Genomic DNA, 15,049 nt, shown 5'->3' with positions numbered 1-15,049 from the left:
CGCACTGGGCCTACGCCGGCCACGGCGCCACACCCGGCGAGTCCTGGCTCGCCGCCAACATCCGCCGCGACATCCAGCACAACCGCGAACACGCCCGCGAACTCCGCGCCCAGCTCGAAGCGTCCCCCGAACAGGAGTGGTGACCATGTCCGTTCGTCTGCTCACCGTCGCTCAGGTCGCCGAACTCCTCGGCACCTCGGTCCGGTTCCCGCGCCGACTGATCGAGGAGCGGCGCATCACCTTCGTCAAGGTCGGTCGGCACGTCCGCATCCCGGAGCCTGCTGTGGAGGCGTACATCCAGACCCACACCGTGGAGCCCGTCGTGCGGCGCTTCGGGAAGGTGGCGTGATGGCGAACAGCAAAGGCCGGCGTCGTCGGTTCGGGACGGTTCGGCAGCTCGCTTCGGGGCGCTGGCAGGCCCGTTACCGCGATCCGCTGTCAGGTGAGACGAAGTCCGCGCCGCAGACCTTCGCCACGAAGACCGACGCCGACGTGTGGCTGACCACCATCGAGGCGGAGATCATCCGGGGCACCTACCAGGCACCGGACGCTGGGAGGGTCGCCTTCGGTCCGTACGCCGATGACTGGTTGAAGCACCGCAAGCTGGAGGACCGTTCCCGCGAGCGGAACGAGGGCGTACTCCGGCTGCACATCAAGCCGACCTTCGGTGCCGGCACTCTGGCCGCGATCACCACGCCTCGTGTCCGTGCCTGGCGTACCGCCCTGCTCGACTCCGGCGTGGGGGAGCCCACCGTGGTCAAGGCGTACCAGCTCCTGCGGGCGATCCTGAACACGGCGGTGGACGACGAGCTGATCCGCCGCAACCCGTGCCGCATCAAGGGCGCCGACCATTACGACGTCCCAGAGCGGCCGGTCCTCACCGTCGCCGAGGTGTACGCCGTGGCCGACGCCATCCAGGCCCGCTACCGGGCGCTCGTCCTCCTCGCGGCCTTCACCACGCTCCGCTTCGGTGAGCTGGCCTCGCTCCGACGCCGGGACCTCGACCTGAGCCGCTGCGTGGTCCTGGTCCGCCGGGCCCAGTCCGAGCTCCAGAACGGGAAGCTCGCCGACAAGGCACCGAAGTCCGCCGCCGGCGTCCGGCCGGTCGCCTTCCCCGCCGAACTCGTCTCCGAGCTGGCTCACCACCTGGAGCGCTTCGCCGCCGCCGGGCAGGACGGTCACCTCTTCCAGGGTCCCCGTGGCGGGCTGCTTCGGCGGAGCAACTTCCGCGACGACTGGACGGCCGCACGCGCAGAGGCCGGCGTCTCCGGTGACGTGCACTTCCACGATCTTCGCCACACCGGGAACACGCTCGCCTCCAGCGCCGGCGCGAGCACGCGTGAGCTGATGACGCGGATGGGGCACAGCACGACCCGGGCCGCGCTGATCTATCAGCACATGACGAGTGACCGTGATCAGCACATCGCGGGGAAGCTCGGGGAGATGATCCGGCAGGCCCGAGGAGAGGGTGATCCGCCGCCTTCTGGCACGTAGGTGGCACGGGCGTGATCATGCGAAAGGGCCAGCTCCGGGGAAAAACCCCTGTGAGCTGGCCCTTCGGCTTGTGCCCCCGGCAGGATTCGAACCTGCGACACCCGCTTTAGGAGAGCGGTGCTCTATCCCCTGAGCTACGGAGGCGGGGCCGGGGACAGCCTAGCGGATGGGGGGTTGGGGGGTGGGGGTGTGGGTCAGACTGGGGGACCGGATGGAGGAGGGGTTGTGGGGCGGAGTGGTGGTGTGGGGCGGTTGAGCGGGGGCGGGGCGCCGTTCGAGGTGCGGGACGGGGTGTATGTCGGGGGGCCTCGGTCGCTGCGGGAGTTCGTCGAGGCGGTGTGGGGGTTCGGCGACAGGGATTTCCTTGTGTACGAGGGGGAGGTGCTGACGTACCGGGCCTTCTTCGATCGGGCGTGTGGGCTCGCTCGGCAGCTGGTGGGGGAGTACGGGCTGCGGCGCGGGGACCGGGTCGTCGTCGCCATGCGGAACGTTCCCGAGTGGCAGGTGGCCTTCTGGGCCGTGCAGCTCGCCGGGCTCGTCGCCGTGCCGCTGAACGCCTGGTGGACCGAGGAGGAGTTCGCGTACGCGCTCGACGACTGCGCTCCCGGGGTCCTGCTCGTCGACGGGGAGCGGGTGCCGCGGGTGCGGGCGTGGGCCCGGCGGGCCGGGGTGCCGGGGATCGTGTTCCGGGGCGAGGCGGAGGACGGGTTCGCCGCGTACGAGGTCGACGACGATCCGCTGCTCGGGCCGCCGGACCTGGAGGTGGCGGCCGAGGACGACGCGACGATCTTCTACACCTCGGGGACCACCGGGCGGCCCAAGGGGGCCGTCGCCACGCAGCTCGCGCAGGCCGGGGCCGCCGTCCATCCGCGGTACTTCGCCGCCGCGGCGGCGCTCGCGCGCGGCGAGCTGCCGGGCGGCGGGCCGGCCGTGGTGTCGCTGACGACGTTTCCGTTCTTCCACGTGGCCGCTTTCACGTCGCTCTACGCCGTCATGGCGGGGGGCGGGACGTTCGTCATGATGCGGAAGTGGGATCCCGTCCGCGCGCTGGAGCTGATCCGGGAGCACCGCGTCACCCACTACGCGGGGGTGCCCACCACCGCGCTCCAGCTCCTCGCGCTCGCCCGGGAGACCGGGGATCCGCTGGACAGCGTGGTGCTGGTCAGTACGGGCGGGGCCCCGGCGCCGGCCGGGATCACCCGGGAGCTGGCCGAGGGGTACGGGGAGCGGATCCAGCCGCGGAACGGCTACGGGCTCACCGAGACCTGCGGCGGCGTGCTCGCCAACGTCGGGGCCGAGTACCGGGACCACCCGGGGAGCGTGGGGCGGCCCTCGCCCGCCACCGAGGTCCGGATCGACGGCGCGCGCGACGGCGTCGGGGAGCTGTGGCTGCGGGGGCAGTCGCTGTTCCGCGGGTACTGGGGGGATCCGGAGGCGACGCGTGCCGCGTTCGCGCCCGGCGGGTGGTTCCGTACCGGTGATCTCGCCCGGGTCGACGAGGAGGGGCGGGTGTCGATCGTCGACCGGCTCACCGACATGGTGATCCGGGGCGGCGAGAACGTGTACTGCGTCGAGGTGGAGCAGGCGCTCCAGGCCCACCCGGACGTGCTCGACGCGGCCGTCGTCGGCGTGCCGCACCCGCTGCTCGGGGAGGAGGTCGGGGCGGTCGTACGGCTCCGGGCCGGCGCCGACGTCGGCGCCGAGGAGCTGCGGGCGCACGTCGCCGCGCGCCTCGCCGCCTTCAAGGTGCCCGCGCACGTCCTCGTACGGGAGGGGGAGCTGCCCCGCAACCAGGCCGGGAAGCTGCTGAAGGGCCCGGTGCGGCGGTTGCTGGAGGAGGTGCTGGAGGGGGCGCTGGACTAGCTTTTTTCGTCAGTTCCTTGTGACCCTGACGCGGAAGTTGCCTTCCGTGTCCTCGTCCAGGACGCCTATGCGGATGCCGTGGGCGCGGTCGGTGAAGGTCTCGCCGGGGCGGAAGGGGGCGTCGGAGAGCTCCGCGTGCACGTTGGGGCGGCGGGTGCAGCCGCCGCTGGCGTGGTCGCTGTCGGCGACCGTCACCGGGCCGTGGCCGGTGTCCACGTCGGACTCGACGCGGTAGACGAGGACGCCCGGCTCGCAGACGGCCTCGTCGTTGCCGTCCCGGGTGCGCACCTCGACGGCGTAGCCGGTGGTGTCGGAGAGCGGGACGAAGACCAGTTTGGGGCCGCCGGCGAGGGCCAGCGGGGTGAGCAGGTGCTCGCTGGTGCCGGTGGCGGAGGCGCAGCGGATCTGGGCGTTGTCGAGCCAGCCGAGCTTCCACTTGTGCCAGCCGAGCAGGTCGTTGTTGGCGCCCCAGTCCTCGGACATGATGTCCCAGTGGCCGACCGTGCCGCCGCCGTCGGCGGTGTAGAGGTCGGGGAGGCCGAAGACGTGCCCGTTCTCGTGGGGGAGGACGCGGTAGCCGGTCTCCGCGAAGCTGCCCGAGCCGTCGTCCTGGCGGCTGTAGACGAAGGACGTGTTGGCGAGCGGGACGCCGTCGGCGTAGGGGGCGTCGGCGTTGCCGGAGAAGGTGACGGAGAGGACCGTGTCCAGGGCGGAGGGGCCGGCGTTCGGCGTGACCAGGACGTTGACCAGGTCGTAGGCGCTGAAGTCGACCTTCTCGTCGGCCGTCTTCACGATGTCCTCGACGAAGGAGCGGTAGCCCGGCTCGTACGGGGCGCCGCGCTCGATCCCGTACGAGGAGAACGGCCGCGGCATCCGCAACCAGTCGGGTATCGGGGTCTCGGCCCGGTACTGGAGCCGGCCGTACGAGCTGGTGTGGAACCAGTCGGAGGTCTGCGGGAAGAACTCGCGGAAGCGGGCCATCGCCGTGCCCTCGCCGCGGACGTCGGGGAAGTCGACCATGAGCGTGAGGGCGCGGACCTGGCCGGTGGAGCGGGCGAACCCGGGGGCGGTCGGCAGCCCTTCCGACATCTGCACACCCATGGTGGTGGCGATGCGGCACGGTCCGAGGCGGGTGGTGTCCGGCGCGGCGGCCACGGGGCCTGCCGAGGCCGGGGCGGGCCCGGGGAACGTGGTGCTCGCCGAGACGAGCACGGTGAGCAGCAGGGCCGCGGTCGCCGCGAGGGCGACCGGTCTGCGTATCCGCCGGCGGGTGTGCTGCATGCGGTCGCCTCTCCGGTCGGGGCCAGGTCAGCGGCGTGGTGCCGTGCGATCAGCCTGTGCGGAGCGGTGCGGGGGCGCGCGCGGGGTTGGACCGATCGTGGGTACGCGGAGACGGAGCGTGGCGTGTGACTCAGGTCACATGGAGGGTCGAAATAAGCGGGGACCGTCTCCCCGTTTAGGAGAGAGTTCGACGAAGTGGGGAGTGTTTCCCCGGATGGCTCCGGATGGCTCCGGATGGCTCCGGATGGCTTCAGGTGGCTTCGGACGGTTGAGAGGCCGGTCCGGATGGATGGGTTCGAGGAGGTCGTGGCGTGATCCGTACGGACGGAGAGACTCCCGTGGAGGAGCGGGCGGTGGCGTCGGTGGGATCGGCGGGGCCGGTGGCGTCGGCGGAATCGGCGGGGCCGGTGGCATCGGCGGGATCGGTGGCCTCGGCGGGATCGGCGACGCCCGTGGGCGATGTCCCCGCGCGCCGCGTCCCTCGCCCGCGCGCCGACGCCGTGCGCAACCGCGAGCGGCTGGTGGCGGCGGCCCGCGAGATGTTCGTGGAGTTCGGCTGCTCCGTGCCGTACGACGAGATCGCGCGCCGCGCCGGAGTGGGTAACGCCACTCTCTACCGGAACTTCCCCGAGCGGCCCGGACTCGTCCACGAGGTCGTGCTCTCGATCCTCGCCCGGCTCACCGAGCGGGCCGAGACGGCCGCCGCCGAGGAGTCCGACACCTTCGCCGCCCTCAGCCGCTTCGCGCACGCCGCCGCCGAGGAACGGGTCGGCGCGCTCTGCCCGATGCTCGACGGCACCTTCGACAAGGACCACCCGGACCTGGTCGTCGAGCGCGAGCGCCTGGAGGAGGCCGTCGAGGGTCTCGTCCTGCGGGCGCAGGCCGCCGGCCGGCTCCGCCCCGACGTCGGCGTCGGTGACCTGATGGTCGGCGTCTCCCAGCTGACCCGGCCGCTGCCGGGCACCGGCTGCGAGGACTTCGCCCCCTTCGTCCACCGGCACCTCCAGCTCTTCCTGGACGGCCTGGAGGCGCCCGCCCGCTCCGAACTGCCGGGGTCGGCGGCGACCTTGGGGGACCTGAGGCGGGACGCCTGACGGCCCCAGTGCTTCGAGACTTTCCGTACTTCCGTAACCCCCGTACTGCGTAACGCTCGTACTGCGTAACCCCAGAACTTCACAAGCCCAGAACATCCCTTTTCTTCGCTTACGTGCCAAGAGGTGGCTACCCCCATGCCCAAAACCGCCGAGACCGCCCGGTCGACGGCCGCCCCCCAGCCCGACCCCGGTCGCTGGAAGGCCCTCGTCTTCATCGCCCTCGCCCAACTGATGGTCGTGCTCGACGCGACCATCGTGAACATCGCCCTCCCCTCCGCCCAGCAGGATCTCGGCATATCGGACGGCAACCGGCAGTGGGTCATCACCGCCTACGCCCTCGCCTTCGGCGGTCTGCTGCTCTTCGGTGGCCGCATCGCCGACCTCTGGGGCCGCAAGCGGACCTTCGTCGTCGGTCTGATCGGCTTCGCCGCCGCCTCCGCCCTCGGCGGAGCCGCGACCGGCGAGGCCACGATGCTCGGGGCCCGCGCGCTCCAGGGCGCCTTCGGCGCGCTGCTCGCGCCCGCCGCGCTCTCGCTGCTCGCGGTGACCTTCACCGACGCCAAGGAGCGCGCCAAGGCGTTCGGCATCTACGGCGCGATCGCCGGTGGCGGCGGCGCCGTGGGTCTGATCCTCGGCGGCTTCCTCACCGAGTACCTGAACTGGCGCTGGACCTTCTTCGTCAACATCCCGTTCGCGATCGTCGCCGCCGTCGGCGCGTACCTGGTGATCCGCGAGCCGGCCGGCGGCCGTAACCGCTCCGCGCTCGACATCCCCGGCGTGATCCTCTCGACCCTCGGCCTGGTCGCGCTCGTCTACGGCTTCACCCGCGCCGAGTCCGAGGGCTGGAGCGACGCCGGCACGGTCGGCATGTTCGTGGCCTCCGTGGTCCTGCTCGGCGCCTTCGTGTTCGTCGAGGCGAAGGTGAAGAACCCGCTGCTGCCCCTCCGCGTCCTCACCGAGCGCAACCGCGGCGGCGTCTACCTCTCCCTCGGCCTCGCGGTCATCGCGATGTTCGGCCTCTTCCTCTTCCTGACGTACTACCTCCAGGTCGTGAAGGGCTACTCGCCGGTCATGACGGGCTTCGCGTTCCTGCCCATGATCGCGGGCATGATCATCGGCTCGACCCAGATCGGCACGCGCCTGATGACCCGGGTCCCGCCGCGGCTGCTCATGGCCCCCGGCTTCCTGACCGCCGCCGCCGGCATGCTGCTCCTGACGCAGCTGGCGGTCGACACCTCGTACGCCGGGCTGATCCTGCCCGCGCAGCTGCTGCTCGGACTGGGCATGGGCACGGCGTTCATGCCGGCCATGTCGCTCGCCACGCACGGCGTGGACCCGCGGGACGCCGGCGTGGCCTCCGCGATGGTCAACACCTCGCAGCAGGTCGGCGGCGCCATCGGTACGGCCCTGCTGAACACGATCGCCGCCTCGGCGACGACCGCGTACCTCGTCGACAACGCGGCCGGCGCGACGACTCCGGCCGCCCAGAAGCTGCTCCAGCTCCAGGGCATGGTCGAGGGCTACACCGCCGCGATCTGGTGGGCGGTCGGCATCCTGGTCGTCTCCGCGGCCATCGCGGCCGTGCTGATCACCACCGGGAAGCCGGACACGGGCGTGGTCGCCGGTTCCGGGGAGGGGGCCGAGGACGAGGTGAAGGTGCCGGTCATCGCGCACTGAGCCCCGGCCCTCCAGGGGTGTCCCCCTGCCTTCAGGGACATCCCTGCCCTCCGGGGGCGTCCCTGCCCTTCAGGGCGTCCCCGCCTTCCGGGGACATCCCTGCCCTGGTTCCGCTCGGCGTCTCGCTCAGCGGAGCCAGGGCAGGTCCGCGTCCGGGTCCGTCGGCTCCAGGCCCTCCGCCATCACCCGCATGATCGTGCCGAGCTGTTCGACCTGCTCGGGGCTGAGCCGGTCGAACAGCGCCTGCCGCACCGCCGCCACGTGCCCGGGCGCGGTCCGCCGCAGCACCTCCATGCCGTCGTCGGTGAGCTGGGCGAACTGGCCGCGCTTGTCGGAGGGGCAGTCCTCGCGCCGTACCCAGCCGTTCTTCTCCAGACGGGCGACGGCGTGCGACAGCCGGGAGCGGGTGATCTTGACGCTCTTCGCCAGCTCGGTCATGCGGAGCCGGCGGCGCGGGGCCTGGGAGAGCTGGACGAGCAGCCCGTAGTAGACGTGCGGCATCCCCGCGTCGCGCTGCAACTGGCGGTCGAGATGATCCTCCAGGAGCGTGGTGGCGTGGAGGTACGAGCGCCAGACGCGCTGTTCGCCGTCGCTGAGCCAGCGCGGTCCGGGTTCGGTCCTGTCTCCCATGCCACCCATCGTACGACCCGTTCTTGAAAGTTGAACTATGTAGGTTTACGCTGCATGCATCAGCTTGAAGTTTCAAAGACTTCTCGCGCGTCTGCCGGAGCATGTCTGCCGGAGGAGGAGGCGACACCATGGCCGCCACACAGGAACGGATGCCCGCGCTCTACCTGTCCCACGGCGCCCCGCCGCTCGCCGACGACCCCGTCTGGCCCGGCGAGCTCGCCGCCTGGTCGGCCGGACTGCCCCGGCCCCGGGCGATCCTCATGGTCTCCGCCCACTGGGAGGAGGCCCCGCTCGCCCTCGGCGCCACCGAGACGATCCCGCTGGTCTACGACTTCTGGGGCTTCCCCGAGCACTACTACCGCGTCCGGTACGACGCCCCCGGCGCGCCCGCGCTCGCCGAGGCCGTCCGCAAACTGCTGCGCGCCCCCGGCACGCCCGTGCAGGACATCCCCGACCGGGGCCTCGACCACGGCGCGTACGTACCGCTGGTCGAGATGTACCCCGGCGCGGACGTCCCGGTCCTCCAGATCTCCATGCCGACCCTGGACCCGCGCCGGCTCATGGACATCGGCCGCAGGCTCGCCCCGCTGCGCGACGAGGGCGTGCTGATCGTCGGCAGCGGTTTCTTCACCCACAACCTCGCCGCCCTCCGGCACCCCGGCGGAGGCGTCCCGGGCTGGTCCGCCGAGTTCGACGCCTGGGGGCACGAGGCCCTCGCCGCCCAGGACGTGGACGCCCTGCTCGACTTCGAGCGCAAGTCCCCCGCCGGCCGCCTCGCCCACCCCCGTACGGAGCACTTCACGCCGCTCTTCGTCACGATGGGCGCGGCGGACGCGGCCGGCGACCTCGACGCCGAACGGTCGGTCATCGACGGCTTCTGGATGGGCCTCGCGAAGCGGTCGGTGCAGTTCGGCTGAGCCCTCCGGGGCCGGCGGCGGGAGCGGGAGCGGCGCGGGCCGGTCGCAGTGGCCCCGGGAGCGGCCGGCCGGCCGAGGCGGCGGCCCCGGGAGCGGCCCGGCCGGCTCTCAGAACTTCGGCGGGTTCAGCTCCACCGAGCGGAGGGCGGCCGCCAGCGCGAGCTCGCCGCCGACGTCCAGCGCGGTGTCGGTGAACTTGATGGTGTGGTCGTCGCCGTGCGCCGCCGCCCGCGCGAAGACCTCCTCCGGGGCGAGACCGGCCGGCGCGTACGCGGCGGCCTCCCGCGGTGTGTACGCGGCCGTCACCACCGCCGAGGCCGACCAGGCGGCCGCCAGACTCGGCGCCCACAGCTCCCGGGGGAGGGCCGGCAGGGTCCGCAGGACGGCGTTGGGCGCGGTCGCCGCGTGGACCATCATGATCGGATCGCCGTGCCCGTGCGTCGCGTACCGGTGCACGGCCGCCGTCACCAGCTCCGCGAGCCGCTCCCGCGCGGCCTCGGGATCCGTCTCCGTGCCCCAGACGGGCACGGCCGTCAGCTGCGCGAACCGCTCCCTGAACCCGCTCTCCTGCTCCGAGACCGGCGGTACGGCGGCGAGCGCGGCGGCCGCGTCCGGCGCGACGGGCAGCGCCGTGAGCCGCGGCAGCGGCATGTGCCGGGCGGCCCAGTAGCCGAGCGCGTGCGCCAGCTCGGCCCGCCGGGGCGCCGTCTCCCCGCCGGGCGCCAGCAGGGTCCGTACGGCGTGCCCGGTGCGGATGACCGGGTGCGTGGCGCCGGCCGCGATGCCGGGCAGCAGGCGCGGCCACCACTCGGCCAGGACCTCCCGCCACGGCCGGTCGGCCAGCTCGCGGGCGAAGAACCGCGTCCAGTCGGTGATCCGCACCGGATCGCCCAGCGCCTCCCGCCAGTTCCCGGCGGTGACCGGGGCGTACGGGGCGGGCGCCTCCTCCAGCTTCGGCGCGTACGCGTCCAGCCAGCGGTGCACGGCGGCGGCGTGCCCGTTCCGGGCCAGCGCCTCCACCGCCATCGGCGCGTGATTGGTGAGCCAGCCGTTCCGCTCGGGTCCGGTGGTGTGAAGCCGTTCGAGAGCCTCGTCGAGGATGCCGGTGGTGTCCGTGGTCTCCGTGGTTTCCGTGGTGCCCGTGGTGCCCGTGGTCTCTGTGGTCTCCGTGGTGTTCATGTCCGTGGTGTCCATGGAGGGGACGGTAGGGCGGGGGAGTGGCGGGCCGTAACGGGCTCGGGACCTACACCGGGCGGCGGAGGGCGGCTCGGTCGGTGGCCCGAGTACGGGGCCCGTGAGGCAACTTCTCGCCACTGTCTCGCGTCGTAAAGGGAGGGAAGGGCGGACGGCCGCCGGTGTGACGGCCGTCTCACCGGCAGTGCGGTCGGGGAACGCCCGGAAGGCCGTTCCGTCGCCTCTGACCTGCGGATCCGTGCCGGTGGCGAGCCGCCGGGCCGGGCGCGGGGCGCGCAGGATACTGCATGATCGCGAAAATCCTGAGCCTCCTGGGAATTCTGTCCCGATTCCGGTCGTTGTTTCCGTCGGATGCAGGGCACCCGGAAGGGTGTCGCGACCTACTCAGCAAGGGAGCTCGCATGGCAACCCGTGCCGTCGCCCGTCGTCAGTCCGCCGCCAAGAGCGGGGACGGCCGGGCAAGCAGCGTTCGCGCCGTGGGCGGGGAGATCGCCGACCGCGACCTGGTCGGCATGTACCTCGACGAGATCGCGCGCACGCCCCTGCTCGACGCCGCCAAGGAGGTCGAGCTCTCGCAGACCATCGAGGCGGGCGTGTACGCCCAGCAGATCCTCGACGGCGAGGTGGACGCGGTGGAGGGCGCCGAGGGCGGCGGGGCGACCCGCGAGGAGCTGGAGGCGCTGGCCGCCGAGGGCGAGCGCGCCAAGGACCTCTTCATCAAGTCCAACCTGCGGCTCGTCGTCGCCGTGGCCCGGCGCTACCCGCGCAGCGGCCTGCCCCTGCTCGACCTGATCCAGGAGGGGAACGCGGGCCTGGTGCGCGCGGTCGAGAAGTTCGACTACGCGAAGGGCTTCAAGTTCTCCACGTACGCCACGTGGTGGATCCGCCAGGCCATCACCCGGTCCATCGCCGACCAGTCCCGCACCATCCGGCTCCCCGTCCACCTCGTGGAGGAGCTGGGCCGGATCCGCCGGGTCCAGCGCGAGTTCAACCGCGAGCACGGGCGCGAGCCGGAGCCCGCGGAGGTCGCGGAGGAGCTGGGCTCGACCCCGGAGCGGGTCACGGACGTCCTCGACTGGGCGCGGGACCCGGTCTCGCTGAACATGTCGGTCGACGACGAGGGCGAGACGCAGTTCGGCGACCTGCTGGAGGACACGTCGGCGATCTCGCCCGAGCAGTCCGTCCTCACGCTGCTGCGCAGCGAGGAGCTCGACGACCTCATCGACAAGCTCGACCACCGGACGGCGTCCATCATCCGGATGCGGTACGGCATCGAGGACGGGCGCGAGCGGACGCTGACGGAGGTCGGCAAGGAGCACGGCCTCACGCGCGAGCGGATCCGCCAGATCGAGAAGCACGCGCTGCTGGAGCTGAAGAAGATGGCGCGGGATACGGGCTTCGACGCGGTGGCCTAGAGCGGCCGGCGACGGGGACGGGCGTCGCGCGGCCACTGCGCGTCGCGCGTCGCGCCTCCGTGTCCTGCGCGGCCAGGCGCAGCGCAGAGCGCCTCGGCGCTGCGCGCCTCCGCGCGGTGCCCCCGTGCCGTGCGTCTCCGTGCTGAGCGCCCGTGGGGCCTGCCCCGCGTCGCGCGCCCTGCGCGGGGCGCCTCCGTGCCGCGCCCCGCGCCTTCCGCGCCTCGCGCCTTCCGCGCCTCGCACCTTCCGCGCCTCGCGCCCTGCGGGGCGGCGCGCTGTGCCGCACCCCCCCGTGTGGGCAGGCGTCCCGCAGGGCGGGACGGGTGGGCACACGGGACGGCGCGCCCAGCCGCGCCCAGGCTTCCGCGCCTGAACCCGCACGCGTGCGACGGCGCCGTACCGGTGCGGGTCCAGGCTCGGAAGCGGAGGCACCCGCGCAGGGTGCCGTTCCGTTGTGCCCACCCGTTCCGCCCTAGCGGAACGTATGCCCACAACGGAGCGGCGGCGCGGGCCACAACGCGGACCTGCGGGTGCGGGCGCGGGCCGCAACGGACCTGCGGGTGCGGCGGGCGCGCGGGTCGCAACGGGCCTGCGGGTGCGGCGGGCGCGCGGGCGCGTTACGTGAGGGCCTCGGTGAGGCGGGATTTGAGGTGGTGGAGGTGGGTGCGGAGGGTCTCCGGGGACTGGACCTTGAAGGGGACATCCAGCAGGGTCAGGCGTACCGCGAGCCAGTCCATGGAGTCACCGGACCGCGCCCGCAGCCGGCACGTACCGGCCCCCGTCGCGACCGGCGCGAGATGCGCCGGCAGCCGCCCCGCGACCGTCTCCGCGGGCGCCTCGAAGGTGACGTCGAGCTCCACCTCCTCCCCCTGCGCCCGCGTCATCGACCGCACCAGGTACGCCGCCTCGTCGCCCTCCGGCAGCTCCCGCGGGGTGAAGCGCGCGCCGGTCGGGAGCGGGTCGCTGACGCGGTCGACGCGGAAGGTGCGCCAGTCCTCGCGCCCGATGTCGTACGCGACGAGGTACCAGCGCCAGCCGGTCGACACCAGCCGGTACGGCTCGACGAGCCGCTTCGTCTCGGCGCCGTCGCCCGCGCGGTAGGCGAACCGCAGCCGCTCGCGGCCGGTGACGGCGCCCGCCAGCGCCGTCAGCGTCGAGGGCGCGACGGTGGCGCCGTCGCCCCGCGTCAGCGGCAGCGTCGCGTTCTGGAGCGTCGAGACCCGGTGCCGCAGCCGCGCCGGGAGCACCTGCTCCAGCTTGGCCAGGGCCCGTACCGATGCCTCGTCGACGCCCTCGATGGCGTGCCCCGCGCCGGCCCTGAGGCCGACGGCGATGGCGACGGCCTCCTCGTCGTCGAGGAGCAGCGGGGGCATGGCCGTGCCGGCGACGAGCCGGTAGCCGCCGATCGCGCCCTTCGTCGCCTCGACGGGATAGCCGAGGTCGCGGAGCCGGTCGATGTCGCGGCGGATCGTGCGCGGGGAGACCGAGAGCCGGTCGGCGAGCTCGCTTCCGGGCCACTCGCGCGGGGTCTGGAGGAGCGAGAGCAGATTGAGGAGTCGTGCCGGGGTGTCCGTCATGCACACCATCATGCGCGGCAATTAGGACGCCATCTGGCCTACATCACTCTTATGGTCCTCCTATGAGCGCACACGAGACCGACGCCGCCACGGGGGCGGGCAGCAGCACCACGGGGGACAGCAAGCGCTGGATCGCCCTGGCCATCGTCATGACGGCCGCCTTCATGGACCTGGTCGACGCCACGATCGTGAACATCGCGATCCCCAGCATCGAGCACGACCTCGGCACCACGACCACCGCGATCCAGTGGATCACCGCCGGCTACGCGCTGGCCTTCGCCGCCGGCCTCATCACCGGCGGCCGGCTCGGCGACATCTACGGCCGCAAGCGGCTCTTCCTCCTCGGCACGGCCGGTTTCACGGTCGCCTCCGCGCTGTGCGGCCTCGCCGCCAGCCCGGAGATGCTGGTCGCCTCCCGCCTCCTCCAGGGCACCATGGCCGCGATGATGGTGCCGCAGGTGCTGTCGATCGTCCACGTCACCTTCCCGCCGCACGAGCGCGGCAAGGTCTTCGGCCTCTTCGGCGCCATCGTCGGCCTGGGCGCGGTCTCCGGCCCGCTGCTTGGCGCGCTGCTCACCGAGTGGAACATCGCGGGCCTGGAGTGGCGCCCGATCTTCCTCATCAACCTGCCCGTGGGCGTCGCCGCGCTCATCCTCGGACGGAAGTTCATCACCGAGTCGAAGGCGCCGAAGGCGCTCCGCCTCGACCTCGTCGGCGTCGTCCTCGTCACCGCCGCGCTGCTCCTGCTGATCTACCCGCTGACCCGCGGCCGCGAGCTGGACTGGCCGCTGTGGGGCCACCTGATGATGGCGGCCAGCCCGGTGGTCTTCGCCGTCCTCGTCGCGTACGAGCGGTACAAGACGAAGAAGGACGGTTCGCCGCTCATCGAGCTGGCGCTGTTCAGGGTGAAGTCGTTCGCGGCGGGCATCGCCGTGCAGCTGACCTTCGGCATCGTGCTCGGCATCTTCTTCCTGGTGTGGACGCTCTACATGCAGCTCGGCCTCGGCTGGAGCGCCCTCCACGCGGGCCTGACCGGCGTGCCGTTCTCGATCGCGGTCTCCGCGGCGGCGGGCCTGTCGGTGCAGCTGCTCGTCCCGCGCTTCGGCCGCAAGGTGCTCCAGGCGGGCGCGCTGACGATGGCCGCGGGCATCCTGCTCTACTTCTTCGTCGCCGGGCGGTACGGCGCGGAGATCGCGTCCTGGCAGATGATCCCGGCCCTCGTGGTGATGGGCGTCGGCATGGGCCTGATCGTGGCGCCGCTCACCGACGCGGTGCTGTCGGAGGTCCCGAAGGAGCACGCGGGTTCGGCCTCCGGCCTGATCAACATGACGGGCCAGATGGGCAACGCGATCGGACTCGGCCTGGTGTCGGTGGTCTTCTTCGGCACCTTCGACGAGGAGCGGCTGAAGACGGCCCCGCAGGAGATCACGACGGCCTTCACGGACGCCTTCCGCAACTCCCTCGGGTGGGCCGCGGTGGTCCTCGCCGGGATCTTCCTGGTGATGTTCGCCCTGCCGGCCCGGCCCAAGCAGCACCTGGAGGGCGGCGCGGGCGACGAGGACGGCGAGGGCGGCGAGGACGGCGAGGGCGGCGAGGACGAGCCCGGGGCGGTGGAGAAGGAGCCCGCGCTCGTCTCCTGAACCACGCGGACCACGTAGAGGGGTGACCGCACCCCGTACGAGCGCAGGGCCCCGGTCTCCGGACCGGGGCCCTTCGCCATGCCCGCCGCCGGCCCTTCGCCCCGCTCCCTCCGGGCCCTTCGGCGGCACCCCGCCCGGCCCTTCGGCGGCACCCCGCCCGGCCCTTCGCCCTCGATGTCCGTTCGTGCCCGTTTGAATGCCCGGATCCGTTTACTTGCGGGAAGCGTGGGCGTAGTCTGACGGTGAAACCACAGGTTCGGGCATCGA

The 15,049-nt window shown here is 72.7% G+C and carries 12 protein-coding genes and 1 tRNA gene; 8 read left to right on the top strand and 5 right to left on the bottom strand.

Annotation, left to right across the window (positions count from 1 at the left end; translation table 11 throughout):
• The first annotated feature begins 145 nt into the window (after nt 1-145).
• Together ACIGHB_RS27750 and ACIGHB_RS27745 are read left to right on the top strand one after the other, a co-directional pair.
• Nucleotides 146-349 carry a helix-turn-helix domain-containing protein gene (locus ACIGHB_RS27750; RefSeq protein ID WP_399916670.1) on the top strand — a complete coding sequence of 68 codons (204 nt, stop codon included), beginning with the start codon at nt 146-148 and terminating at the stop codon, nt 347-349.
• A complete protein-coding gene (locus tag ACIGHB_RS27745) occupies nt 349-1,494 on the top strand; it encodes a tyrosine-type recombinase/integrase (protein ID WP_399916668.1) in 1,146 nt (381 codons plus the stop codon). The genes ACIGHB_RS27750 and ACIGHB_RS27745 overlap by 1 nt, the downstream gene beginning before the upstream one ends.
• A 71-nt stretch (nt 1,495-1,565) precedes the next feature.
• On the opposite strand, the gene ACIGHB_RS27740 is transcribed toward ACIGHB_RS27745, so the two are convergent.
• Nucleotides 1,566-1,638 (bottom strand) — tRNA-Arg (locus ACIGHB_RS27740).
• Here ACIGHB_RS27740 and ACIGHB_RS27735 point away from each other — a divergent pair.
• Complete coding sequence (locus ACIGHB_RS27735; protein ID WP_399916666.1) at nt 1,612-3,357, top strand: class I adenylate-forming enzyme family protein; 1,746 nt, start codon at nt 1,612-1,614, stop codon at nt 3,355-3,357. The genes ACIGHB_RS27740 and ACIGHB_RS27735 overlap by 27 nt on opposite strands.
• Before the next feature lie 9 nt (nt 3,358-3,366).
• Here the strand turns inward: ACIGHB_RS27735 and ACIGHB_RS27730 are convergent, their stop codons facing one another.
• A complete protein-coding gene (locus tag ACIGHB_RS27730; protein ID WP_399916664.1) occupies nt 3,367-4,638 on the bottom strand; it encodes a M6 family metalloprotease domain-containing protein in 1,272 nt (423 codons plus the stop codon).
• Nucleotides 4,639-5,063: 425 nt separating this feature from the next.
• On the opposite strand from ACIGHB_RS27730, the gene ACIGHB_RS27725 reads away from it, so the two are divergent.
• Complete coding sequence (locus tag ACIGHB_RS27725) at nt 5,064-5,732, top strand: TetR/AcrR family transcriptional regulator (RefSeq protein ID WP_399916680.1); 669 nt, start codon at nt 5,064-5,066, stop codon at nt 5,730-5,732.
• A 135-nt stretch (nt 5,733-5,867) separates the two neighbouring features.
• Nucleotides 5,868-7,409, top strand: coding sequence for an MFS transporter (locus ACIGHB_RS27720; protein ID WP_360316649.1), 1,542 nt, complete (start codon nt 5,868-5,870; stop codon nt 7,407-7,409).
• 126 nt (nt 7,410-7,535) lie between these two features.
• Here ACIGHB_RS27720 and ACIGHB_RS27715 read toward each other — a convergent pair whose 3' ends face one another.
• Nucleotides 7,536-8,048: a MarR family transcriptional regulator gene (locus tag ACIGHB_RS27715; RefSeq protein ID WP_360316646.1), complete on the bottom strand. Its 513-nt coding sequence runs from the start codon at nt 8,046-8,048 to the stop codon at nt 7,536-7,538.
• Nucleotides 8,049-8,167: 119 nt separating this feature from the next.
• On the opposite strand from ACIGHB_RS27715, the gene ACIGHB_RS27710 reads away from it, so the two are divergent.
• On the top strand, nt 8,168-8,956 hold the full coding sequence (locus ACIGHB_RS27710) for a dioxygenase (RefSeq protein ID WP_399916662.1): 789 nt from the start codon (nt 8,168-8,170) through the stop codon (nt 8,954-8,956).
• A 108-nt stretch (nt 8,957-9,064) separates the two neighbouring features.
• On the opposite strand, the gene ACIGHB_RS27705 is transcribed toward ACIGHB_RS27710, so the two are convergent.
• Nucleotides 9,065-10,150 (bottom strand): questin oxidase family protein, encoded by a 1,086-nt coding sequence (locus tag ACIGHB_RS27705; protein ID WP_399916660.1) that lies wholly within the window; start codon nt 10,148-10,150, stop codon nt 9,065-9,067.
• Nucleotides 10,151-10,551: 401 nt separating this feature from the next.
• Here ACIGHB_RS27705 and ACIGHB_RS27700 point away from each other — a divergent pair, with 401 nt between their 5' ends.
• Nucleotides 10,552-11,565: a sigma-70 family RNA polymerase sigma factor gene (locus ACIGHB_RS27700; RefSeq protein WP_360316638.1), complete on the top strand. Its 1,014-nt coding sequence runs from the start codon at nt 10,552-10,554 to the stop codon at nt 11,563-11,565.
• 617 nt (nt 11,566-12,182) lie between these two features.
• Here the strand turns inward: ACIGHB_RS27700 and ACIGHB_RS27695 are convergent.
• The gene (locus tag ACIGHB_RS27695; protein ID WP_399916658.1) at nt 12,183-13,142 is read right to left on the bottom strand and encodes a helix-turn-helix transcriptional regulator; all 960 of its coding nucleotides are present in this window, start codon (nt 13,140-13,142) and stop codon (nt 12,183-12,185) included.
• 62 nt (nt 13,143-13,204) lie between these two features.
• Between ACIGHB_RS27695 and ACIGHB_RS27690 the strand changes: the two genes are divergently transcribed.
• Entirely contained in the window at nt 13,205-14,782 is a 1,578-nt protein-coding gene (locus ACIGHB_RS27690) for an MFS transporter (protein ID WP_399916656.1), read from the top strand.
• Nucleotides 14,783-15,049: the final 267 nt, after the last annotated feature.

The organism is Streptomyces sp. NPDC085460 (assembly GCF_044541975.1).
Taxonomy (GTDB): domain Bacteria; phylum Actinomycetota; class Actinomycetes; order Streptomycetales; family Streptomycetaceae; genus Streptomyces.
This window is presented reverse-complemented; position numbering and strand designations above follow the sequence as displayed.

What these genes read in the sequence shown, in the direction of transcription:
- ACIGHB_RS27750 (WP_399916670.1), top strand. Translation starts at nt 146, where the DNA reads ATGTCCGTTCGTCTGCTCACCGTCGCTCAGGTCGCCGAACTCCTCGGC.
- ACIGHB_RS27745 (WP_399916668.1), top strand. Translation starts at nt 349, where the DNA reads ATGGCGAACAGCAAAGGCCGGCGTCGTCGGTTCGGGACGGTTCGGCAG.
- ACIGHB_RS27730 (WP_399916664.1), bottom strand. Translation starts at nt 4,638, where the DNA reads ATGCAGCACACCCGCCGGCGGATACGCAGACCGGTCGCCCTCGCGGCG.
- ACIGHB_RS27720 (WP_360316649.1), top strand. Translation starts at nt 5,868, where the DNA reads ATGCCCAAAACCGCCGAGACCGCCCGGTCGACGGCCGCCCCCCAGCCC.
- ACIGHB_RS27715 (WP_360316646.1), bottom strand. Translation starts at nt 8,048, where the DNA reads ATGGGTGGCATGGGAGACAGGACCGAACCCGGACCGCGCTGGCTCAGC.
- ACIGHB_RS27710 (WP_399916662.1), top strand. Translation starts at nt 8,168, where the DNA reads ATGGCCGCCACACAGGAACGGATGCCCGCGCTCTACCTGTCCCACGGC.
- ACIGHB_RS27705 (WP_399916660.1), bottom strand. Translation starts at nt 10,150, where the DNA reads ATGGACACCACGGACATGAACACCACGGAGACCACAGAGACCACGGGC.
- ACIGHB_RS27700 (WP_360316638.1), top strand. Translation starts at nt 10,552, where the DNA reads ATGGCAACCCGTGCCGTCGCCCGTCGTCAGTCCGCCGCCAAGAGCGGG.
- ACIGHB_RS27695 (WP_399916658.1), bottom strand. Translation starts at nt 13,142, where the DNA reads ATGACGGACACCCCGGCACGACTCCTCAATCTGCTCTCGCTCCTCCAG.
- ACIGHB_RS27690 (WP_399916656.1), top strand. Translation starts at nt 13,205, where the DNA reads ATGAGCGCACACGAGACCGACGCCGCCACGGGGGCGGGCAGCAGCACC.